At 72.9% G+C, this 20,917-nt stretch carries 16 protein-coding genes; 6 read left to right on the top strand and 10 right to left on the bottom strand.

Going from position 1 to position 20,917, the window contains the following annotated elements; translation table 11 throughout:
• Window positions 1–184 precede the first annotated feature (184 nt).
• Window positions 185–2,965, top strand: a complete 2,781-nt coding sequence (fxsT, locus tag ACIA6A_RS15935; protein ID WP_396098360.1) for an FxSxx-COOH system tetratricopeptide repeat protein — start codon at window positions 185–187, stop codon at window positions 2,963–2,965.
• Here fxsT and ACIA6A_RS15930 read toward each other — a convergent pair.
• Together ACIA6A_RS15930 and ACIA6A_RS15925 are read right to left on the bottom strand one after the other, a co-directional pair.
• Entirely contained in the window at window positions 2,896–3,429 is a 534-nt protein-coding gene (locus tag ACIA6A_RS15930) for a hypothetical protein (RefSeq protein WP_396098359.1), read from the bottom strand. The genes fxsT and ACIA6A_RS15930 overlap by 70 nt on opposite strands.
• A 19-nt stretch (window positions 3,430–3,448) precedes the next feature.
• Window positions 3,449–5,215, bottom strand: a complete 1,767-nt coding sequence (locus tag ACIA6A_RS15925; RefSeq protein WP_396098358.1) for an NAD-binding protein — start codon at window positions 5,213–5,215, stop codon at window positions 3,449–3,451.
• A gap of 103 nt (window positions 5,216–5,318) precedes the next feature.
• Here ACIA6A_RS15925 and ACIA6A_RS15920 point away from each other — a divergent pair, with 103 nt between their 5' ends.
• Entirely contained in the window at window positions 5,319–5,513 is a 195-nt protein-coding gene (locus tag ACIA6A_RS15920; protein ID WP_396098357.1) for a hypothetical protein, read from the top strand.
• A gap of 16 nt (window positions 5,514–5,529) precedes the next feature.
• Here the strand turns inward: ACIA6A_RS15920 and ACIA6A_RS15915 are convergent, their stop codons facing one another.
• Entirely contained in the window at window positions 5,530–7,719 is a 2,190-nt protein-coding gene (locus tag ACIA6A_RS15915) for an ATP-binding protein (protein ID WP_396098356.1), read from the bottom strand.
• A 234-nt stretch (window positions 7,720–7,953) separates the two neighbouring features.
• On the opposite strand from ACIA6A_RS15915, the gene ACIA6A_RS15910 reads away from it, so the two are divergent.
• The 3 genes from ACIA6A_RS15910 to ACIA6A_RS15900 all read left to right on the top strand — a co-directional run bounded on the left by ACIA6A_RS15910 (window position 7,954) and on the right by ACIA6A_RS15900 (window position 9,407).
• Window positions 7,954–8,529 (top strand): DsbA family protein, encoded by a 576-nt coding sequence (locus tag ACIA6A_RS15910; RefSeq protein ID WP_396098355.1) that lies wholly within the window; start codon window positions 7,954–7,956, stop codon window positions 8,527–8,529.
• A 76-nt stretch (window positions 8,530–8,605) separates the two neighbouring features.
• Window positions 8,606–8,875: a hypothetical protein gene (locus ACIA6A_RS15905; RefSeq protein ID WP_396098354.1), complete on the top strand. Its 270-nt coding sequence runs from the start codon at window positions 8,606–8,608 to the stop codon at window positions 8,873–8,875.
• A 223-nt stretch (window positions 8,876–9,098) separates the two neighbouring features.
• On the top strand, window positions 9,099–9,407 hold the full coding sequence (locus tag ACIA6A_RS15900; RefSeq protein ID WP_396098353.1) for a hypothetical protein: 309 nt from the start codon (window positions 9,099–9,101) through the stop codon (window positions 9,405–9,407).
• Between the two features lie 44 nt (window positions 9,408–9,451).
• Here the strand turns inward: ACIA6A_RS15900 and ACIA6A_RS15895 are convergent, their stop codons facing one another.
• The 4 genes from ACIA6A_RS15895 to ACIA6A_RS15880 are packed head-to-tail and all read right to left on the bottom strand — an operon-like array spanning window position 9,452 to window position 17,605.
• Window positions 9,452–12,826, bottom strand: a complete 3,375-nt coding sequence (locus ACIA6A_RS15895) for an SCO7613 C-terminal domain-containing membrane protein (RefSeq protein WP_396098352.1) — start codon at window positions 12,824–12,826, stop codon at window positions 9,452–9,454.
• Between the two features lie 49 nt (window positions 12,827–12,875).
• On the bottom strand, window positions 12,876–13,274 hold the full coding sequence (locus ACIA6A_RS15890) for a TIGR03668 family PPOX class F420-dependent oxidoreductase (protein WP_396098351.1): 399 nt from the start codon (window positions 13,272–13,274) through the stop codon (window positions 12,876–12,878).
• Window positions 13,271–15,943, bottom strand: coding sequence for an MGH1-like glycoside hydrolase domain-containing protein (locus tag ACIA6A_RS15885; protein WP_396098350.1), 2,673 nt, complete (start codon window positions 15,941–15,943; stop codon window positions 13,271–13,273). The genes ACIA6A_RS15890 and ACIA6A_RS15885 overlap by 4 nt, the downstream gene beginning before the upstream one ends.
• A gap of 48 nt (window positions 15,944–15,991) precedes the next feature.
• On the bottom strand, window positions 15,992–17,605 hold the full coding sequence (locus ACIA6A_RS15880; RefSeq protein ID WP_396098349.1) for an aminotransferase class I/II-fold pyridoxal phosphate-dependent enzyme: 1,614 nt from the start codon (window positions 17,603–17,605) through the stop codon (window positions 15,992–15,994).
• A 46-nt stretch (window positions 17,606–17,651) separates the two neighbouring features.
• Here ACIA6A_RS15880 and ACIA6A_RS15875 point away from each other — a divergent pair, with 46 nt between their 5' ends.
• Complete coding sequence (locus ACIA6A_RS15875) at window positions 17,652–18,203, top strand: CGNR zinc finger domain-containing protein (RefSeq protein ID WP_396098348.1); 552 nt, start codon at window positions 17,652–17,654, stop codon at window positions 18,201–18,203.
• On the opposite strand, the gene ACIA6A_RS15870 is transcribed toward ACIA6A_RS15875, so the two are convergent.
• The 3 genes from ACIA6A_RS15870 to ACIA6A_RS15860 all read right to left on the bottom strand — a co-directional run bounded on the left by ACIA6A_RS15870 (window position 18,170) and on the right by ACIA6A_RS15860 (window position 20,899).
• Window positions 18,170–19,543 carry a glycerophosphodiester phosphodiesterase family protein gene (locus ACIA6A_RS15870; protein WP_396098347.1) on the bottom strand — a complete coding sequence of 458 codons (1,374 nt, stop codon included), beginning with the start codon at window positions 19,541–19,543 and terminating at the stop codon, window positions 18,170–18,172. The genes ACIA6A_RS15875 and ACIA6A_RS15870 overlap by 34 nt on opposite strands.
• On the bottom strand, window positions 19,527–20,360 hold the full coding sequence (locus tag ACIA6A_RS15865) for a metal-dependent hydrolase (protein ID WP_396098346.1): 834 nt from the start codon (window positions 20,358–20,360) through the stop codon (window positions 19,527–19,529). The genes ACIA6A_RS15870 and ACIA6A_RS15865 overlap by 17 nt, the downstream gene beginning before the upstream one ends.
• Before the next feature lie 95 nt (window positions 20,361–20,455).
• Window positions 20,456–20,899: a DUF1707 domain-containing protein gene (locus tag ACIA6A_RS15860; protein ID WP_396098345.1), complete on the bottom strand. Its 444-nt coding sequence runs from the start codon at window positions 20,897–20,899 to the stop codon at window positions 20,456–20,458.
• Window positions 20,900–20,917 lie beyond the last annotated feature (18 nt).

The following is a 20,917-nucleotide window of genomic DNA, read 5'->3' as shown; positions in this document are numbered from 1 at the left end:
ACCTCCTTCGTATTCGTTCCCGCAGTGCACAGCATCGCATTTATCATCGTTCACCCCGAGTTCGTTCTGCCGCCCCTCTCGCAGAAGTTGACGACTATTGGCAGCACGCCGTCCAATGGACTTCCATCGTCTGGCGGAACTAGACGATTACTGACGGCGGACCGGCGAACGGGGGCTTACCACAGTGGTGACCGCACCGGGACCCGACGGTCCGCTGGGCGACCTCGTCCTGGCCCTCAAGGAGCTGCACCGATCGGCCGGCAAGCCCGGCGTCCGCCGGATCAGCATCGCGATCCGCGACCGGGACGATCTGCGGGACACGGTGAGCCACGAGACCGTCGGCGCGATGCTGCGCGGCAGCGGCCTGCCGAAATGGGTGAAGGTCGAGTGCGTGGTGCGACAGCTCGCCGACTGGTCGGTCACCGGCCTCGACGCCGACCAGCAGATCCGCCGCTTCCACCGGCTCTGGCTGGCGGCCGACGACGAGCCCGGATCGCCCTCGGGCCCACCGCCGGCCCCGGGGAGCATGCCGGCCGCCACGACGCCGATGATCACCAACGGACCGCCGCGGGTGCGGCACTTCACCGGCCGGACCGGTGTGCTCTCCGCTATCAGGTCGGCCCTGACCGGGTCCGGTGGTTCACCACTGTCGCTGATCGGCCTCGGCGGGGTGGGTAAGACCCAGCTCACCGTCGAGTACGTCCACCGCTGGGCGGCCGATTACGACCTCGTGTGGTGGGTGCCGGCGGAGCAACCGTCGCAGGCCATGGCGGCGCTCGTTGCCCTCGGCGACCAGCTCGGACTCCCACCGGCGGCGGACATGCGGCAGACCCTGCGCGGGGTGCTCACCGCGTTGGAGGAGAGCGCGCTGCGCTGGCTGCTCGTCTATGACAACGCCGACCAGCCCAGCGACCTCGGCGTGCTCATGCCTGCCACGGGTGGGCACGTGGTCGTGACGACCCGCAACGCCGCCTGGTCCACCGCTGGTGGATCCTCGTTGCCGGTCGCCGTGTTCACCCGCGAGGAGAGCGTCGTGTTCCTGCGCGAGTGGGGCGTCGAGGGCTCCACCGAGGACTGCCACGCCATGGCCGACCAGCTGGGCGACCTGCCGCTCGCACTCGACCAGGTCGGCGCGATGCAAACGGCGACCGGTATCCCCGTCCGGGAGTATCTGCGCCTGTTCGCGGAGCATTTCGACGAACTGCTCGCCGACGGCCGGCAGGCGGGTTCCCGGACCACGGTGACCACCTCGGTGAACGTCGCGGTGGGGCGGCTGCGGGCGGAGTCGGTGGCCGCGGCCCAGCTCCTGGAGCTGCTGTCGTTCATGGCGCCGGTGCCGGTGTCGCTCGCCCTGCTGCATCGCGGACGGGACGGTGAGCTCAGTCCGCCGCTGGGCCGGGCACTGTTCGGCACCGTGGAGCTGGAGCGGATCGCCGCCCAGCTCGGGCGGTACGGCCTCGCTCAGATCAGTGCGAACGGCCAGCAGCTCCAGGTCCACCGGCTGGTGCAGCGCGTCGTCCGCGACGGGCTCCCGCCGGGGCAGGCCCAGCAGCGGCGCCTCGATGTGCACCGGCTGCTCGACGCCGCCGATCCCGGCAGCCCCGACGACTCCCGAACCTGGAACCAGCACGGCGAGATCGGGCCGCACCTGATCGCCGCGGACACCCTGCACGCGATCCCGCACGAGTTGCGTCAGGCGGTGCTGGACCAGATCCGTTACCTGGAACGGATCGGTGACTTCGGGGAGTCGGCCCGGCTCGCGCGCGACGCGGTCGGGGCATGGCGATCCGATCCGGCGCTCGGACCGGAGCACCCGTTCACGGTGCGGGCCATCCGGCACCTGGCCAACGCGCTGCGGGCACTGGGTTCGTACCAGGAGTCCCATCAGATGATCATCGAGACGCTGGACCTGCTGCGCACCAGCGCCGCCTACGGCGAGGAGCACCAGGACACCCTGGCCACGGGCGGTGTCGCGGCGTTCTACCTCCGTCTCGCCGGCAGATACAACGAAGCGCTGGACCTGGACCGCCGACGCGTCGGCATCCTGCGCCGCCTGTACGGCGACCACGACATGAGAACCACGTTGGCGGTGACCAATCTTGGTGTCGATCTCCGGCTGGTCGGTGACGCCGCGGCGGCTCTGGAACTGGACACCGCGAAGGGTCACGACGAGGAATCCCTGCTGGTGATGGCACGCAATCAGGCGTGGGACCTGCTCGAGCTCGGACGACCCGGTGAAGCCGTCGAGGTGCAACAGTCCCGGATGCCCCGCAGCCGGCGCCACGACGACGTGGCGCTGGCCAAGCGGGCGGTCGCGGTGGGGTTGCGACGGCTCGGGCGGCATCAGCAGGCAAGGGCGGTCGCGACCGAGGTCTACCGGATGTGTCAGGAGCGGTTCGGGCCCGACCATCATCTGACGCTGGCGGCGATCATGACGTACGCGAACACGCTGCGAGTCGTCGGGGACGCCGTCGGGGCCAGAAGTCTCGCGACCGAGGCCTACGACCGCTACCGGCGGCTGTTCGGGGACCAGAACCCGCTGACGCTGGCCGCGGCCACGAACCTCGCCGTCGTGCTGCGGGCTCTGGGACAGTGGCGGGCCGCGTACAGCATGGACGAGGTCACGCACGAGGAGACCGTGCGAGCGCTGGGGGCCGGGCACCCGCACGCCCTGGTCGCCGCCATGGGCCTCGCCACCGATCTCGCCCATCATCACGCGGACAAGGACGCCGCCGCGCTCGGGCAGGCCACCGTGGACGGGCTGCGGCGGGTCCGGGGGGAAGACCACCCGGAGACTTTGGCGTGCGCGGTCAACCTGGCCCGGGACCGGGAGCCGGCCGACCCGGAGGCGGGCCGGGACGCCGTGCGGCGGTTGTCCGCCCGGCTCGGCTCCGATCACCCCGAGGTGCGGGCCGCCATCGCCGGCACCCGGCTCGAGTGCGACATCGAGCCGCCGCCCACCTGAGGCCTGCGGCGTGCTTTGCGTGGCCAGACGACCAGCACCGGCCGGCCCATCGCACGGGCGCGGGCCACGGTGTGCGCCGTCCCCCCGTACACCCCGTCGTCGTCGCCGTCCCAGACCGCGACCAGGACGTCGCAGGCCCGCAGCACGTGATCGCTCGCGGCCGCGTACGTGTTCTCGGGAACCGGGTCGTAGCCGATGTGGGTGACGTGGGTGGCCGCGCGCAGCAGGCGGCGGGTCCGGCGGCCGCGACCGGGCGGTCCGGGCAGGACCACCTCGATGGTGCCCGCCACGTCACGGACCGCCCGGGCGAAGATGCTGTCGGCGCCGTCGGCCAGGCAGGTCACCCCGTGCACGGCGCCGTGGCGGAGCAGCACCTCGCGCACCTCGCGGTAGATGTGCCGGGCCGAGCCGCGGGTGAGGCGGATGTGCCCGGTCACCCCGATGCGTACCACGTCGTCAGTCATCACCGTCTCCGTCCGTCCCTCACACCGGCTGCCGTTGCGGGCCGCTGAGGCGCACCACCTGAAAACCGGCGTCGGCCAGGATGGCCGGCAGGTCGCGGACCGCGGCCCGGGCCTTGCCCCGGTGCTCCTCGCTCAACGCGGTCCAGTCCTTGAGGTACGGCGAGAGCCGCGCGACCGGATCGCGCTCGGCCCCGAAACGCCAGCCCGCACCCATTGTCTCCCGGATCCAGCGCTGATGCTCGGACGCGGCCAGACGTTCGATCTCCTCCTCGTCGAGGCGGAAGTCGTCGCCGGCGCTGCGGGCCGCGATGGTGCACCCGATCGCGTGCAGCTTGGCCCCGATCGAGCCGGCCTGTGCCCGGTTGGACGCCCGGCGGGCCTGGTCGAGCTCGGGCCAGTCGACGAGCGCCGCCGGGTCGGTCGGCTCACCGGGGCGTTCCCGGCAGGCGACCACGTACCGTTCGTGGATCAGCCGGGCGAGACGTTCCACGAGGTCCTCGGCGATCAGCTCCGGGTCGCAGGCCGCGCTGTTCTTGGGGAACAACCGGATCTTGCCGTGCACCTGGTCGAGCAGGGGCCGGCCGTACTCGTCGCCGAACGCGTCGGTGAGCCCGGCGAGCCGGTCGACCGGCACCAGCACGCTCCCCGCGACCCGGAACCACAGGACGTTCTCGACGAGCGCGACCTGCAGGGCGTACTCCTCGTCGCGGTAGCAGAGATAGGCGTCGTCGTAACGCCGCTCGGGGTGTTCCTGGAGCAACTGCGGGACATCCATCTCGTACGCCGTGACGGCGCACGCCTCGTCCACGATCACATACCGCACGCGCAGGGCGGCGAGCATCGCCACGGCACCGGGTGACACCAGGTCCACCTCGACGCGGGTCCACTCGTCGGTGCGGCGCAACCGCCAGTCCCGGGCGACGGCCACCAGCAACGCCCGGGCGAACGGTGAGTCCCCGGCGATGAGCAGCCGCGGCGGCCGCGGGCCGACCGGGGCCAGCGGCCGCTGGGTGAGCAGCACCTGCGCGGCCAGCTGGTCCAGGTTGAAAAAATCGAGCCGCAGGTCCGGGGCGGCGTCCACACCGAGCCGGCGGGCCTGCAGCGCGACCGCCCGGTCCGGGTCGTGGATCTGGGCGTACACGGTCGCGCCGCGGGCGCTGCCACCGAGCACCCGCCCGGCGGTGGTGGCGATGGCGACGTTGGTCGCACTGTCGTCGGTGCAGGCGTAGATGACGGTGGCCCGCTCGGCCCCGGCACCGCGCAGCACGTCCGCGTCGGTGGCGTCCCCGGTGATCCCGAGCAACCGGCCCCGGCGCAGCTCCAGCGGCCCGATCGGCCGGGTCCGGATCAGCACGGTCGGGCGGTCGGCCCGGGCCAGGTTGCGGGCCAGCGTCATGGCCACGGTGGAGTCCCCGCAGACGATGGCGTGGCCCCGGGCGTTGCGGGCCTGGATCCGACGCAGCTCGGTGGCCAGCAGCAGCCGCACCGCCTCGGCGAACGCGAACAGCGTGACCGCCGGCGCCGCGAACCGGGCGATCTGCAGCGTGAGCGGGAAGTCCGTGGCGTCCTGCAGCGGGTCCGCGCCGAGCACGAACAGCTGCAGGTCGAAGTAGAGCAGGTTGAGGAAGTGCCGGCCCTCGAGGTTCTCCTGCACGAAATACCGGTCCAGGCCCACGTAGCCCAGGAACAGCGCGGCCAGGGCCAGGACCACGAACCCGACCCGTACGGCCGTGGTGGTCTTCCCCCGCGATCCAGCGGCTGATGAGGAGACACCGGGCACCGCCATACCCACATCGTGTCACCAGGACGCCACTGAGCGCTGCCCCCGGATTTTCACGGCCCCCGGTCCGGGAGGCATAACGGGTGACCATGCTGGGCACAGCAAGGTCATGGTGCAGCCAGGACCCAACCCGGACAACTACCCGCCGATCGACCCGACCGAGCCGGTCCCGGACGACCCGGGCGTGCTCTCCCCGGACACCCCGGAGACCCTGCCGCCGGCCCCGATCGAGCCGCTGCCGGGCCCCGACGACCCGGACAGCATCCCCGGGTCGGAGCCGACTCCCGAGCCCGAACCCGCCTGAGCCGGACCCGGCCGGCTCAGGGTTCGAGTCTCGCCCGGACCCCGGCCGCGTCGGGGTGGTCGATGCTCTCCAGGATCGTCAGGGCACGCCGCCAGTGGTCGCGCGCCCTGTTCCGGTCGCCGGTCGCGTCGTGGGTGTCGCCGATGTGGAGGAGGACGTCGGCCTCGTTGTGCGGGCTGCCGGCCGCCCGGTAGGCGGTCAGCGCCTCGTCGAAGCAGCGCAGCGCCTCGTCGTGGTGGCCGAGGTGGCGGTGGACCTCGCCGAGACTGTCCCAGGACGCGGCCCGCCCCGCGTGGTGGGCCCCGGACCGCAGCCGCAGGTCGACCGATTCGGTGCAGTACGCCAGCGCCTTCTCGTACTCGCCGAGGCGCACCCGGCCCAGGCCGATGGCGTTCAGCGCGCTGGCCTGCCCCTCGATCGCGCCCAGCTCCCGGAAGAGCTCGAGGGCCTGTTCGAGATGATCGAGCGCCTCGGTGTGCCGGCCGCCGATCTGCAGCATCGAGCCGAGGTTGAGGTTGCCGCCGGCCTGGCCGGTGCGGTCCCCGAGCTCCTCGAACAGCGTCAGCGCCAGCCGCAGATGGTGCATCGCCTCGTCGGTGCGGCCCACGCTGAAGTACGCGATGGCGAGATCGTTCTGGGTGCGGACCTGCCGGTCCCGGTCGCCGAGCCGCTCGGCCGCGGCCATCGCCAGCAGCTGCGCGCCGACCCAGTCGTGGAACAGCGCCCGGCGGTTGAAGTACGGCGACATGGCCCACGCGAGGTGCCAGACGTGCACGTCGTCGCCGGTGCGGGCGAGCAGGGTCAGCAGCACCCGGTATTCCTCGAGGAACCAGGCCAGCGCCTCCTCGGTGCCGGGCGGCTCGGTCACCTCGATGCCCGGCACCGGGGCCGGGGGCGGGGCGGCGACCTGGTGGCGGCGGGTCAGCAGGACCCGGTCCGCGGCGAGCGCGGACTGCAGGTAGTGGTCCAGCATCCGGCGTGCCGCCGCGTCCGCGTCCGGATCGCCGAGGGCGAGTTCCGCCGCGTACGCGCGGAGCAGGTCATGGAAACCGAACCGGCCGGCGGAGCGTTCGGTGAGCAGGCTCGCCTGGGTCAGCTCGGCCAGCAGCAGCCGGGTACGGACCACCGGCTCACCGAGCACGGACGCCGCGACCGCGACCGACACCTCGGGTCCGGGGTGGATCCCGAGCAGCCGGAACAGCCGGGCCGCGCCGTCGCTGAGCGTCGTGTACGACCAGGAGAACACCGCGCGCACGTCCCCGGCCGGGTCACCGACCGCCAGGGTGTCCAACCGGCCCCGGACGTCCCGCAGCTCCGCGGCCAGGGCGTCGAGCGACACCCCGGGACGGGTCGCGGCGCGGGCGGCGGCGATCGTCAGGGCCAGCGGCAGCCGCGCGCACCGCTCGATGATCTCCTCGACCGCGTCCGGGGCGGTGGCCAGCCGGTCCTCACCGAGCCGCCGGGCCAGCAGCTGGAACGACTCGTCGGTGCTGAGCAGGTGCAGGCCCAGCGGGTGCGCGCCGTGCCGCACGACCAGGCCGGCCAGGTCGTCGCGGCTGGTCACCAGCGCCATGCTGCCCGGCGCCCCGGGCAGCAGCGGGCGCACCTGCGCGGCGTCGCGGGCGTTGTCGAGCAGCACCAGCATCCGCCGGTCGGCGAGCACGCTGCGATACAGCGCCGCCCGGTCGTCGAGGCCGGCCGGGATCTTGCGGGCCGGGACGTCGAGCGCGCCCAGGAAGCCGAGCAGCACCTGGGCCGGGTCGCTGGTGGCCCCACCGGGGTCGAAGCCACGCAAATCGGCGTACAGCTGCCCGTCGGGGAACCGGTCCCGCGCCCGGTGCGCCCAGTGCACGGCCAGGGTGGTCTTGCCGATCCCGGCCGACCCGGACAGCGCGGAGATGACCACCGCGGACGGGCGGTCGCCGGGCGCCGCCGTGATCGCGTCCAGCGCTCGCAGCTGTGCTTCGCGGCCCACGAATCCGTAGACATCGGGTGGGAGCTGGGCGGGCACCGGGCCGGTGGTGTCGGTCCGGACGCTGTCGAGGTCGAGGGCCTCGGCGAGCGACCGGGCGGTGGCCGGGCGCGGCGTACGTTTCCCGGTCTCGATCATGCGGACCGTCTTCACGTCGATCCCCGCGCGTTCGGCCAGCTCCTCCTGGGTCAGTCCGAGCTCCCGGCGGCGCACCCGGATCCGCTCCCCGATCACGTACGCCCCCCGAACGCCCGGTGAACGCCCTGGCGACGCCCTCCTCCGTGAGCGACCGTAGCTGTACGCCCCACGGTGATCACCACCGGCCGGGCGTAACGGGGGCGGTCCGGGAGCCCCGGCATGCCGTGCACGCACGCCGGGCCCCGGGCCGGCAGATCAGCGTCACCTACTCTCGCGCGTCCTAGGAGGCTAGTTCGGGGATTGGCCGCGGCGGCGGCATAGGATCGGGACATGGAGGCCACTTACTTTTTCGACCCCGCCTGTCCGTTCACCTGGCGCACCTCGCGGTGGCTGGTCAGCGTGGCGGCAGAGCGTGACGTCACCGTCAAATGGCGCGCGTTCAGTCTTTCCATCCTCAGCGGCGGCAACGCCCCCGAGCAGTACCGACCCATGATGGAGGCGTCCAGCCGCGCGCTGCGCCTCGTCGAGGCCCTGCGCGCCGACGACCGCGACGACACCATCGGCGCCTTCTACACCGCGATCGGCACCCGGACCTTCGAGGCCGAGGCGCCGCTCACCGACGAGATCGTGCTCGCCGCGGCCGAGGAGGCGGGTGTCACCGACGCCAAGTCCATCCTCGACGATGCCGCCTGGGACGAGGCCGTGCGCGAGTCCCACGAGTTCGCGTTCGGCTCGGCCGGCCCCGACATCGGCTCCCCGGTGCTGCTGATCGAGGGCGCCCCGCGCGGCGTGCACGGCCCGATCATCGGCGAGGTCCCCGGCCGCGACGAGGCACTGGCCATCTGGGACGCGGTGGTGCCGCTGGCCCGCAGCCAGACCTTCTTCGAACTCAAAAGAGGTCGCTGAGGATCACCTGTTTGACGGTGCTGCGACCATGGGTAAGACCGGCGCGTCACCAGCCACCACAACGGGGAGCCCACCCATGGTCGAGCCACACGTCACCCTTGACCCGAACACGCTCAGCCCGGTCGAGCAGAAGCTCCGCGGCCCCCTCGAGGACCAGCTGACGTCGGCGATGAAGGCCGCCACGGACAAGGTCTCCCATGAGTATTCCGGGGAGCCCGTCGACCAGGTCGCCACCGAGATCCTCGACGAGACCCGGGCCGGCCTGCACCACGACATCGCCGAGGGCTTCGTCCCCGACCAGCGCGAACTGCGCCGCGTCGCGGAAGCCGTCGTCCGCGAGGCCTGACCCGCCCCGGTCGTGCGCCATGTCACCGATGGCGCACGACCGCCAGCCTCGCCGCTGTGTTCGTCGTCGACCTGGTGTTCCTCACCCTGCTCGCGGCCGGGAGCGGATTCACGCCCACCCGGGCCTGATGGCCGCGGCCCGCCGCCGCCGCAACCCGGCCTGACGTCTCGCGCCCCGGGCCTCCGGTCGACCCGGCCGGCGTCCGGGCGCTATCGTCCCGGCCATGTCCACCCTCGACGTGGTGTTCCTCGTCCTCTCCGTGGTGGTGTGCGCGGGTTCCCTCGCGGCCGCCGTCACCCTCCTGCTCCGGCACCGCGCCCACCCCGGCCGGGTGCGCCTGTTCGGCCGCCCCATCCCCCGGCCCACCCTGCTCGCCACCGCCTTTTTCGGGTACGCGGTGAGCTTCGGCCTGCGCGTCCACGGTGACCTGTCCGACGGCTCCGACCACACCGGCCTGGCCACGTCGACGTTCGTCCTCGGTTTCGCCCTGCAGTTGATCAGCATGCGCGACCGCGCCCGCACCCCGGACTGACGGCCGGGCGGCTCACCCCCGTGGGAACCGCCCGGCCATCACGATCACCCCATCCGGGTGAGTGCGGACCGCAGCCGGGCCACGTCCCGGCGCCGGCGCTCGAGCGTCATCGCCAGCCCGACCAGCACCAGCCCGGCCCCGGCCAGCGGGATCCACCGCGGCAGCAGGTCCCACACCAGCACGGCCTCGTGCAATGCCAGCACCGCGAGCGTCACCCCACCCGCGACCACCGGCGCCCGGAGCCGGACGTGCGCCCCCACCACCGTGATCCCCAGCGCGGCCACGCCGAGCAGCAACCGTCGCAGCGGCTCGCCCTCCTGCACGAGCACGGACGCGAGCGTCGGCACCAGCGCGGCGGCCAGCGCCGGCCCGTAGGCGACCCAGCTGGAGACCCCTGAGGCCCGCCCACGCCGGACCACCCACCCGACCAGCAGTGCCACCCCGGCAGCGGGACCCGTGTACGCCTCCACGACCGCAACCTGCCCGGCGGCAAGCACCAGCCAAGCGCCACCCAGCTCCGCCACCGCGGCGGCGATCACATGCCCCCGCCGGCCCCCGGCACCGTGGAGCAGTGCCCGCAGCCCGAGCGCCAGCCCCCAGAACGTACAAACGGCGGCGGCGTGCCGCAGGGATCCCACGGTCAGCGCCAATGCCACCAGGGCACCCCCGTGGGCAGCCGCCTGCACAGCCCGCCCCTCAGCCGCCCGCCCCTCAGCCGCCCGCCCCAGGATGGCCGAACCCACCCCGGCCACCCCGCGCGTCCCGGCCTGGCCGGCTCCAGCAACCCCGCTCCTCGCAGGCCGGCCGACCCCGGCTGCCAGCAGTGCGCCGACGGCCAGCACCAGCGCGGCGGCGGCGAGCACCGCGAACGCGGTCTGCTCCAGCGGCAACCCGGCCGTCCGCCCGGCGATCCCGGCCTCGGCGAGCACCGCCACCGCGGCCCCCACCCAGCCGGCGACCCGAACAGTGGCCATCCGGACCCCCGTCGCCCGGCCCCCGGCGCCGATCATCGTCCCGGCGATCACGACCAGCCCGAACGCGACCAGCGCCATCGCGTCGGTGGCCACCGCACCGGCCAGCCCGGCCCCGGCCGCGATCCCCGCGACAGCGGCCAGGACGCCGGGCACCCGCCCGCGCCCGCTGCCTCCGAGCGCGGCCAGTGCCAGCCCGCCGAGCCCCACGACCAGGCTCGTGACGGTCACCCCGGGCCATGGCACGTCCGCCGCACCGACCGCCAGCGGCATCCCCACCACGACGACCGGAGCGATCGCCCACGCCGCGGCCCGCCGACCGCCGAGTTGCCAGACCCCCGCGGCCACCGCGAGAGCCGCGACTCCGACAGCGATGGCGTCCGTCACGCCGGCCGATCCGTCCGGCCTACCCCCGACAGACCCGAAAGGAAGGATGAAAACGGAATAGAGGCTTCGTCCGGTAGCGGCCACCAGTGCGGCCCCCAGCAGGAGAGCCGCCGCCGGCAGAGAACGCTCCCCCATCGGCCGGGCCAGGGAAACGGGAGAGGAAGCCGGTCGAATCAGGGTGGCTACCAGCAGGAGGCCCGCCGCGGCGTAGAGCGATGCCGGGTCGCCGGAGGACAGTGCCCACAGTGGCACCGTTACCGTCACGGTGAGCGTTGCCGTCAGTACGTGCCTCCGGTACCGGCCGATCACGTGGACCGCCGCGACCAGTGCCGCCGCCGCTCCCAGGGCCGTCCGGCTCTGGGCGACCGCCGGCCAGCCGAACGCCGCGGTCGCCTGCCACGCCACGGCCGGCACGAGCAGCAGGCCGCACGCCAGGGCCGGGCCGGCGTACCAGGTCCGGCGCCAGGTGGCCGCGAAGCCGATCGTCGCGATCGCCGCCAGGGTCAGCGCCGCCACCCCGGGGGTCCGGGCCGCCACGACCACCGCGTGGACCGCCAGCATCATCGCGAGGGCGACCGTCCAGCGGGTTCGCAGCGCCGCCAGGACGAGGGCCGCTGCCAGCACCGCCAGGTCGATGGGGGACGCCGACCACCAGGCGAGGCCGAAACCGGCCGGGGCCGCGAGGCCCAGCAGGGCGATCCCGGTCAGCACGAGGTCGGCGCGGGGCACCACAGCCGCGGCACCGACGGTCAGCATGACCAGGATGGCCGGCAGCCGCCAGTCCCCCACCCCCGCGAAGACTGCCAGGGCCACCGCCACCAGGGCCACGACCACCGGCACCGCGAGCGCTGCGAACGCTCCCGCGCGCGCTCCCGTCCGTACCGCAGCGGGCAGGAAGCTGACCCCGACGGCCAGAACCGTCACGACCAGCGCGACCAGCAGCGGGGCCTGGAATCCCCCGGCGGTGACCACCGCGAAGCGGGAGGCGGCGACGGCGAGCGCGACCACCATCAGGCCGGCCGCCCACCGCAGCGCCCACCCGCTGCGGGCGAGCAGCGCGGCGGCCAGGACCACCCCGGCGGCCGTCACCAGCGCGAGGCCGGACCAAGCGGCCGGGCCGGGCGTCCGGGCCAGGGCGAGACCGTAGAGGGCACACAGACCCGAGAAGCAGACCGCGATCAGACCGATTCCGTACGCCGTGAGCGCCAGCGGGCTCAGCACCGTCGGGCGCCGCAGGTGGATCACGGCCAGGTTCGCGGCGGCGACGGCACCCATCGTGTACGCCCACCCGGCCGCACCGGGATGGGCCGGCGCGACGACCAGGGGCAGCACCGGCTGGGCCAGGAGCAACGCGGCGTAGCGCGGGCCGACCAGCCCGGTCAGGTGTTCGAAGCCGGCGGCGATCGCGGCGGTCACCGCGAACACGGCCCCCGCGTAGCCGAGCGCGGGCTGGTCCGCGAGACCGAAAAGGTTCACGTACCAGGCGGCGTACCCGTCGAGCAGGACCAGCACCAGCCCGACCGCGGTGAACGTCTCGGCGGTCGCGGTAAGCTTGCGGCGCAGCGCCACCAGCGGCGCGGCCAGCGCGACGACGGTGGCCACGGCCAGCAGCCCGGCCCGGCCCCGCACCCCGAACTGCGACCAGGCGACCGCGGTGAACACGATCGCGGCCACCGCCAGCAGCAGGCCGCCGAGCGTGAACAGGGTGTTCTGCATGATCCGGGTCGAGGCCTCGGCCACCAGCGGCGCGGACCGCTCGGCGGTGGCGGTGGTCACCGGCGCGGTCATCGCCGGCGCCCGCGGGGTCACACTCGCGGCGGCCCCGACGGCGGCCCGTACCCGGGTGGCGGCGGCTTCCCGCAGGTTCCATGCCCGGCGCAACGCCGTGTCGGCCACCCCGACCGCGTCCCGGGCCGCGGCGAGCCGGGCGGTGAGCACCGGGATCTCCGCGTCGAGGCGCACCACCTCGGCGGCGTCGGGGTCCGGCCCCCGGCCACATCCGGGACAACCGGAGGCCAGGTCAGCGACGGCACGACAGAACGGACACGGGTACGAGATCACGCCGTTGATCCTGTCGGAGCACCCCGCCCGCCCTCTTGAGTCGGCGTACTCAGACCACCTGGGCCCCCGCGCCGGACCAGGCCGTCCACCGCTCGACCCGGATCCGCAGATAGGGGCCGGGTGGCGGGCTCAGCGCGTACTGCGGATAGCGGGCGAGCAGCGCGGGCTCGGGATCGTCGACCACCGAGGCCGGCCCGTCGGCGCGGACCCACCAGAGCGCGGACCAGTCCTCGTCGTAGTGGTCGACGAGCACACTGACCCGGGGCTCATGGGCGATGTTGACCAGCCGTTGCAACCCCCGGTGCCGTTTCGGCTTCCCGTCGACAGCCGTATGCACGACGTCCCCGACCAGGGCAAAGACGATAGGCACGAGATGCGGGGCGCCGTCCGGCGTGACCGTGGCCAGCCGAGCCACCCGGGCCGAGCCGAACCGCTGCGCCGGGGTCATGATCGGTCGGGGCCCGGGTCGGGGTCGGGGTCGGGGCCGGGGCCGGGGCCGGGGTCCGGGTCCGGGTCTCGGTGCAGGGTGAGGATGAGGTCGACGACCAGGGCGGTCCAGCCGGTCTGGTGCCAGGCTCCGAGGCCCGCGCCGTTGTCGCCGTGGAAGTACTCGGGGAAGGCGATCAGGTCTTTCCAGTCGGGGTGGGTCTGGAAGAGTTCGTTGGCTCCGTAGATGGGGCGCCGGCCCCAGGAGTCGGGGACGAACAGGGAGATCAGCCTGCGGGACAGGTCGTCGGCGACCTTGGTGAGGGACGTCTTGGTGGCCGCGCCGGTGGGGTATTCGACCATGAGGTCGTCGCCGTAGAAGGCCGCGAATTCGCGCAGGGCCTCGATCAGCAGATAGTTGACCGGCATCCAGATCGGGCCGCGCCAGTTGGAGTTGCCGCCGAACAGGCCGCTCGTGCTCTCGGCCGGTTCGTAGCCGACGGTGAAGTCGGAGCCGCCCAGCGACACGGTGAACGGTTTTTCGAGGTGGGACCGGGACAGGGTCCGCAGGCCGTACGGGGAGAGGAATTCCTCGGGGTCGAGCATCCGGGCCAGGATCCGCAGCAGCTGGTCCTGGCCCACCATGGAGAGCAGGCGCTGGCGGCGGCCGTCCGGGGAGATCCGGCGGGCGCTGATCACGTCGGCGTAGTCGGGCTGGTCGGCGAGCAGCCAGCGGACCCGGGCGCTGAGTTCGGGCAGGCGGTTGAGGGTGCCGGCGCTGAGCCGGGTGGTGGCCGCGAGCGGGAGCAGGCCGACGATCGAGCGGGCCTTGAGCGGCATCTTGTGGCCGTCCGGCAGGCGCAGCACGTCGTAGAAGAAGCTGTCCTCGTCGTCCCAGAGGCCCTGGCGGTAGGCGGCCTCGGCGATGTACGCGAAGTGTTCGAAGAACTTCGTCGCCATGTCCTCGTACGTGCGGTCGTGCAGGGCGAGGCGGATGGACATGTCGAGCAGGTTGAGGGCGTACATGGCCATCCAGCCGGTGCCGTCGGACTGCTCGAGGACACCGGCGACCGGCAGGGCCGCGGAACGGTCGAACGGGCCGACGTTGTCCAGGCCGAGGAAGCCACCCTCGAAGACGTTGTTGCCGCCGACGTCCTTGCGGTTGACCCACCAGGTGAAGTTGAGCAGCAGTTTGTGCATGATCCGGGCGAGGAAGTCGTGGTCGCGGCCGCCGTCGATCTCGAAGACGCGCAGCGCCGCCCAGGCGTGCACGGGCGGGTTCACGTCACCGAACGCCCACTCGTACGCGGGGATCTGGCCGTTGGGGTGCATGTACCACTCGCGGAGCAACAGCAGCAGCTGGCCCTTGGCGAAACCGGGGTCGACGCGGGCGATGCTGACGCAGTGGAAGGCGAGGTCCCAGGCCGCGTACCAGGGGTATTCCCAGGGGTCCGGCATGGAGATGACGTCGAAGCTGTTCATGTGCCACCAGGCGTTGTTACGCCCGTAGCGGCGCCCGGGTGGCGGGGGCGCGGAGCCCGGGTCGCCTTCCAGCCACTGTTTGACGTCGAAGTGGTAGAACTGCTTGCCCCACATGAGACCGGCGATGCCCTGCCGGGCCACCGCCGCCTCCTCCGCGGACGCCGCCGACGGGATCAGCCCGGCGAAGTACGTGTCGGCCTCGGCCCTGCGGGCGGCGCAGACGGCCTGGAAATCGTCGCCGAGACCGGGCTCGGCGGCGGCGTCCGACTCGGTCAGTCGCAGCCGGATCTGCCGGGTCTCCCCCGGGCCGAGCGTCACGACGTAGTGCAGCGCGCCCTTGGTGCCGACCCTGGCCGGGTTGATCGTCGGGGCGCCGCCGACCACGAAGTCGTTGATGCCGTCCTTGGGGTACACGCTGGTGCCGGGCAGGCCCCAGAGCCGCTGCGCGTTGGTCTCGTTGTCGCAGAGCAGCGCCGGGGGTTCCCCCTCGCCACGCAGTTCCAGGTGGCCGAGGCCGCGGTGTTCGCCGGCGAGCCGGCCGGGGGTGCCGGTGAGGACCGGGACCGGGCGGTTGCCGAGCCCCCACGACCAGGTGTTGCGGAACCACAGCGACGGCAGCACGTGCAGGGTGGCCTCGTCGGGCCCGCGGTTGGACACGGTCACCACGACGCACATGTCGCGCGGGGACGCCTTGGCGTAGTCGACGGTCACCGCCCAGAAGCGGTCGTCGGCGAACACCCCGGTGTCGACGAGCTCGTACTCGGGCTCGTCGCGGGAGCGCCGTCCGTTGACCGCGACCAGGTCGTCGTACGGGAAAGCGGCCTGGGGGTAGTGATAGCGCCAGCTCATCCACGAGTGCGTGGGGGTGGAGTCCTGGTACCACCAGTACTCCTTGGCGTCCTCGCCGTGGTTGCCGCCGTCGCCGCCGAGCCCGAACATGCGCTCCTTGAGGATCGGGTCCTCGCCGTTCCAGAGCGCCAGGGCGAAGCAGAACGTCTGCCGGTCGTCGCAGACCCCGGCCATGCCGTCGTCGTTCCACCGGTACGCCCGGGAGCGCGCGTGGTCATGGGGGAAGTAGTCCCAGGCGGTGCCGTGCTCGCTGTAGTCCTCCCGGACCGTGCCCCAGGCGCGTTCGGCCACGTAGGGACCCCAGGCGCGCCACGGCTGCTCGCCGGAGTCAGCCTGCGCCAGGCGTTCGTGCTCCGCCACGCCGCTCCCTCCCCTGCCACCGGTTCCCCAACCCTAACCTGATCAACTTCAGTGTGTCCCGGAACGGTCGCTGAGCGCTGCGGCCATCGCGTCGAGGATCCGGTCGAGCACCGCCGTGGTGGTGGCGAAGTTCAGCCGCACGAACGCCTCGTGCCCGGGTCCGAAGTCCGCGCCGGCCGAGAGCTCGACCCCGGCGTGCCGGCGGAACCAGTCCACAGGGGACTCCGGCAGATCGGCGGCGGTGCAGTCGATCCAGGCCAGGTAGCCGGCGTCGGGGGCACGCAGGCGCAGACCGGGCAGATCGGCCATCCGCGACACCAGGTGGTCGCGTTGCCGGAGCAGATGACCGTTGAGGGTACGCAGCCACGGGTCGCCCGACGCCCACGCGGCCAGGGTCGCCTCGACGCCGAGCACGTTGACCTTGCCGTGCAGGTCCGGTGGCTGGGCGTCCCAGCGGGCCCGCAGCTCCTCCGGGCCGACGTGGGCGACGGCGGTGCGCAGCCCGGCGATGTTGAACGCCTTCGCCGCCGAGGTCACCGTGACGGTCCGGGCCGCGGCCGACGGGCCGAGCGAGGCGAACGGTACGTGCCGTCGCGGCGCGTGGGCGAGCTCGGCATGGATCTCGTCGCTGACCACGAGCAGATCGTGGCGGTCGGCCAGCTCGGCGATCCGGGTCAGTTCGGCGCGCGAGTACATCCGGCCGGTCGGATTGTGCGGGTTGACCAGCAGCAGCACCCGGGCCCCGGCCGCGCGCAGGTCGGCGTCGAGGCGGTCGAGGTCCCAGGTCCAGCTCTCGCCGCGGGCCACCGCCGGGGCGCTCACGAGGCGCCGGCCCATCGACGCGATCGTGGCCAGGAACGGCGGGTAGTTCGGGGTGAACGCCACCACGCCGTCACCCGGGGCGGTGGCGAGCGTCAGCACGAGCTGCAGGGACTGGATCAGGTCGGTGAGGGGCCGGACGTGGGCCGGGTCGGGCTCCCATCCGTACCGCTGCCGCATCCGGGCCGCGAACGGCGCCGCCGGCGGATATCCGGGCCCATCGGGGTAACCGAGGTCGCCGCGCGCGATGGTGGCGTGCAGCGCGTCGCGGACCGGCGGCGCCACCGGGAAGTCGGTCTCGGCGACCCAGGCCGGCAGCAGGTCCGGACCGGGCCGCTGCCATTTCACCCCGCGTTTGGCCCGCAACCAGGACAGGGGTACGTCGTCGAAGTCCCTGATCCGCAGCAGGTCCCGCACCACTTCCATCTGGCCGTGGTGCTGTGCCATCTCCTCGAAGAGGTGCAGCAGCACGCCGCCCTGGTCCAGCCGCCGCGACGGGCCCAGGAACGCCGGGTCGGGCTCGTTGCGGGGCGCGGCGGCCCAGTCCACCCCGGCGATGTCGGCCCGCAGCTGCTCGAGCGCGCGATCGGCCCGGGTGCACAGCTCGGCGACCGGGCCCACCGCGTCGAACTCGGCGTCGCGGTCGCGCTCGACCGTGCGCCCGGCGACGACGTGACCACCCCAGTAGTCCAGCACGCCCAGGCAGTGGGTGAGCAGTCCGTACGGCGTGTTGGCGCCCGGCACGTCCGGACGCCGGACGGCCAGCTCGTCGCCCAGCCCGGCCACGATGTCGCGCATGCCGTGCACCGCGCGCTCGACGAAGTACAGGTAACCCGTTTGCATGGTTACACAGCTTGCCGACGAACCGGTAACCCGTCAAGATGGTTACGTGACTGTCGTCTTCGTCAGCGGCCGGCCCAGCCTCGACTTCGCGGGCACGCTCAAGTGGCGCCGCCGGCCCCGCGGCGAGGAGCAGCTCCCGACCCCCGGACACCTGGCGGACTGGCCCGTGTCCGCGGGGCTCACCGAGACGCCGATGAGCGTGACGGACGAGCAGCTCGGCACCGCCACGGCGACCAGGGAGGCGATCTACCGTACGGTCCGCGCCCGGCTCGACGGCCGGGCCCCGGACAGCGCCGACGTGACCCGGCTCAACGAGCTGGCCCACGGCCCGCGGATCACGCCCCGGCTGCACCCCGACGGCCGGACCACCCGCGCCGGCACCGTCGGCGAGCTGCTCGCGACGCTGGCCGCGGACCTGCTCGACCTGCTCGCCGGCCCCGAGATCGACCGGGTCAAGGGCTGCGCGAACCCCGAGTGCACCCGGATCTACGTCGACGCGTCGCGCCTCGGCAACCGGCAGTGGTGCGGCATGGCCGAGTGCGGCAACCGCGCCAAGGTCGGGGCCTACCGGGCGCGCAAGCGGGAGAATTCCAGGTAGTCCAGGGTGAAGTTCTGGTAGGCGACCGGGTCGACGCGCACCACGACCTCGTGCCTCCCCCGGGCCAGCCGCCGCGACTCCTCGACCACCTGCTCGACGAAGGCGCCGTGCGACGTGGTCGTGACGACGTCCACCGGCGCGGTGACGCCGTCCGCACCGAGGTCCACGGTGAACCGCCCGGCCGGCCGGTACGGCGAGGACACCCGCGCGGTGACCTGGTACTCCCCGGCCTCCGGCACGTCCACCGCGTACCGCAGCAGGCCACCGGAGCGGGTCACGGCCACCCCGAGCGTGCCGGCGCCGTCGGCGCTCTCGTAGCCACCGCTGGACGGGTCGACGGCGGCCCGGGCACCACGGGGGTTGCCACCGGACTCGGCCTGCACCCGCACCGTACCGGCCGGGACGTCCAACGCGGCCGGATCGGCCAGCCAGTCGCGCAGTTTGTCCACATTGTCGGTCTGGATCATGCTCGCGCCGTACCGGTCGATCACCGCGGCCCAGCCCAGCGCCGGATCCCGCAGCGACGCCTCGTCGGTGAACCCGGCCGCCAGCCCGTCCCACATCGTGTTGACCCAGATCCGGCTCGTGGCGCGCGCCCTGGCCACCACGGCGGGCTGGATCGTGGCGTCGGTCAGCCGCTCGAAGTTCAGTTCGTACGCCAGCGGCTTGTTCTTCGTGAACGCCCCGACATGGCCGACGTTCCAGGGGTAGACCACGTGGCTGTAGAGGATGCGCGGGTCCCGGGCGAGGAACTCGCTGACCTCGGCGACCGGCGCGGTGCTCTTGAACAGCGCCTGGTCCACCGCGTCCAGCTCGGTCAGCAGGCCGAGGATCTGGTCCCGGAACGGCCAGGCCCGGTCCAGGTTGATCAGCGCCCGGCCGCGCGTCGCGAGGATCGCCTCCCGCAGCGTCGGCACCCGGGCCGCGGTCACCGGGGCCAGCGCACCGCCGAGACCGGCCTTGAGCCGCAGCGCACCGATCTGTTCCATGGTGAGCGCGGCGACCACACCGGTGCCGTCCGTGGTGCGGTCCACGCTCTCGTCGTGCATCAGCACCAGCTCACCGTCGGCGGTGCCCTGCACATCGATCTCGACGACCTGCGCGCCGTGCTCGACGGCCTGCTCGATGCCGTCGAGGGAATTCTCCGGCGCGCCCCGCCAGTAACCCCGGTGCGCCACCATCAGCACCGGCGCGCCCGGCCCGTGCCGCCGCAGCACCTCGCTCAGCTCGACGGCCGGCTCCGGGACGGAACCGGCCGACGTCAGCACGGGCACGGCGGTCGCCCCGAGGGCGAGCGCCGCGATCAGCGACAGGGCAAGGGCGCTAACGCGCCGAGCCATCGGCCACCCATTTGTCGAGATTGAGCTGGTGCATGACATGCGGCGCGAACATGCCGGCGATGGCCAGGACGGAGATCACGGTGAAGATGGTACGCAGCACGACCGTCTCCGTCTTGCCCCCGACCTTGACCGCCATGACGTCCGGCACGCCGATCATCCGCCACATCCGGCGGTTGATCGGTATCGGCCAGAGGATCGGCACCCCGGCTTTCGTGATCATGTCGCCGAGCAGGTGCACCACGCAGCCCACCGCGACCGCGAACCCCAGCATCGGATAGCCGCGGTCACCGGGCAGGTTCGCCGCGGTGAACCAGGCGATCACCCCGGACGTGATCGTGATGATCACCCAGCCGGCCCGCTCGGCCCACTCGTCGAACAGCCCGCGCAGCGCGAGACCGGCCATGAAGAAGACGATCCCGACGACGGCCCATTTCCCGTACGAGGTCGCGAGGCTCGTCGTGCCCCACCCGATCAGCGCGGCGAACGGCAGCGTGTGGGTGAACGTGCGGTGCCCGTTGTTGCGGCGCGGATCCTTGCTCAGCTTCGTCGCCGTGTAGATGCCCAGCGAGATCTTCTCGACCACCTCGGCGACGAACAGCGAGAACACCCCGAACGTACGGGCCACGGTGGCGCCGCCCTGGTTCCGGGTCACCTTGCCCGACAGGTCCAGGTCGGGCAGCAGGGCGCCACCGGCGCACACCGCCGTCCCGATCGCGATCGCCAGCGGACTCTGGTCGTAGCCGGCGAAGAAGTCCAGCGCCCAGCTTCCCGCGAGCCATACCGACGCGCCCGACAATGCGTGCGACGGACCCATCATGGTTGTTGCCCACCTCTTCCGGCTTGGGCCGCCAACTGTCGCATCGGGGCACAAGGTGGGCAACGACCGCCACCGCCGAGAGGCAGTAATCAAGATCACCTATAGTCGGGCGCGTTCCACGGAGCGACGTGCGAGTGGTGCCGCCAGGTGCGCGACTCGCCGTGGCGTACGTGCCGGAACAGGCCCATGACCAGGAACACGAGCGGGATGGCGGGCCAGAAGAACGTCGCACCGGACACCACCCACAGTCCGGTGAGGACACCGGCGGCCAGCATCACGAATCCGGCGTGCCGGCCGAGGGCCCGGCGTGTCGCGGTACGCGCCTGCGGTGTCTCCCGCAACGCCTGCCGGCCCCCGTTCGGCAGATCGGCGGTGAGCGGGCCGAGCTCGTCCCGGAACCGGCTCGCGTAGACGGTGGCCATCCGTTGCTCACCCTCCTCGAGGGTGAGACGCCCCTCGGCCATCGCGGACCGCAGGATCGTGGCGACCTGCTCCCGCTCGGCGTCCGATGTGCGCAGGCGGGTCGGGTTCGGTTGCATCGTGACCTCCAGAGAACG

Origin of the sequence: Actinoplanes sp. NPDC051494 (assembly GCF_044454705.1) — a bacterium.
In the GTDB taxonomy this organism is placed as follows: domain Bacteria; phylum Actinomycetota; class Actinomycetes; order Mycobacteriales; family Micromonosporaceae; genus Actinoplanes.
Note: the sequence above shows the minus strand (reverse complement) of the source record. Positions and strands in the feature narration are given on the sequence as shown.

Coding starts and splice junctions, on each gene's coding strand:
- ACIA6A_RS15930 (WP_396098359.1), bottom strand. CDS start 3,429: ATGACTGACGACGTGGTACGCATCGGGGTGACCGGGCACATCCGCCTC.
- ACIA6A_RS15925 (WP_396098358.1), bottom strand. CDS start 5,215: ATGGCGGTGCCCGGTGTCTCCTCATCAGCCGCTGGATCGCGGGGGAAG.
- ACIA6A_RS15920 (WP_396098357.1), top strand. CDS start 5,319: ATGGTGCAGCCAGGACCCAACCCGGACAACTACCCGCCGATCGACCCG.
- ACIA6A_RS15910 (WP_396098355.1), top strand. CDS start 7,954: ATGGAGGCCACTTACTTTTTCGACCCCGCCTGTCCGTTCACCTGGCGC.
- ACIA6A_RS15905 (WP_396098354.1), top strand. CDS start 8,606: ATGGTCGAGCCACACGTCACCCTTGACCCGAACACGCTCAGCCCGGTC.
- ACIA6A_RS15900 (WP_396098353.1), top strand. CDS start 9,099: ATGTCCACCCTCGACGTGGTGTTCCTCGTCCTCTCCGTGGTGGTGTGC.
- ACIA6A_RS15890 (WP_396098351.1), bottom strand. CDS start 13,274: ATGACCCCGGCGCAGCGGTTCGGCTCGGCCCGGGTGGCTCGGCTGGCC.
- ACIA6A_RS15880 (WP_396098349.1), bottom strand. CDS start 17,605: ATGCAAACGGGTTACCTGTACTTCGTCGAGCGCGCGGTGCACGGCATG.
- ACIA6A_RS15870 (WP_396098347.1), bottom strand. CDS start 19,543: ATGGCTCGGCGCGTTAGCGCCCTTGCCCTGTCGCTGATCGCGGCGCTC.
- ACIA6A_RS15865 (WP_396098346.1), bottom strand. CDS start 20,360: ATGATGGGTCCGTCGCACGCATTGTCGGGCGCGTCGGTATGGCTCGCG.
- ACIA6A_RS15860 (WP_396098345.1), bottom strand. CDS start 20,899: ATGCAACCGAACCCGACCCGCCTGCGCACATCGGACGCCGAGCGGGAG.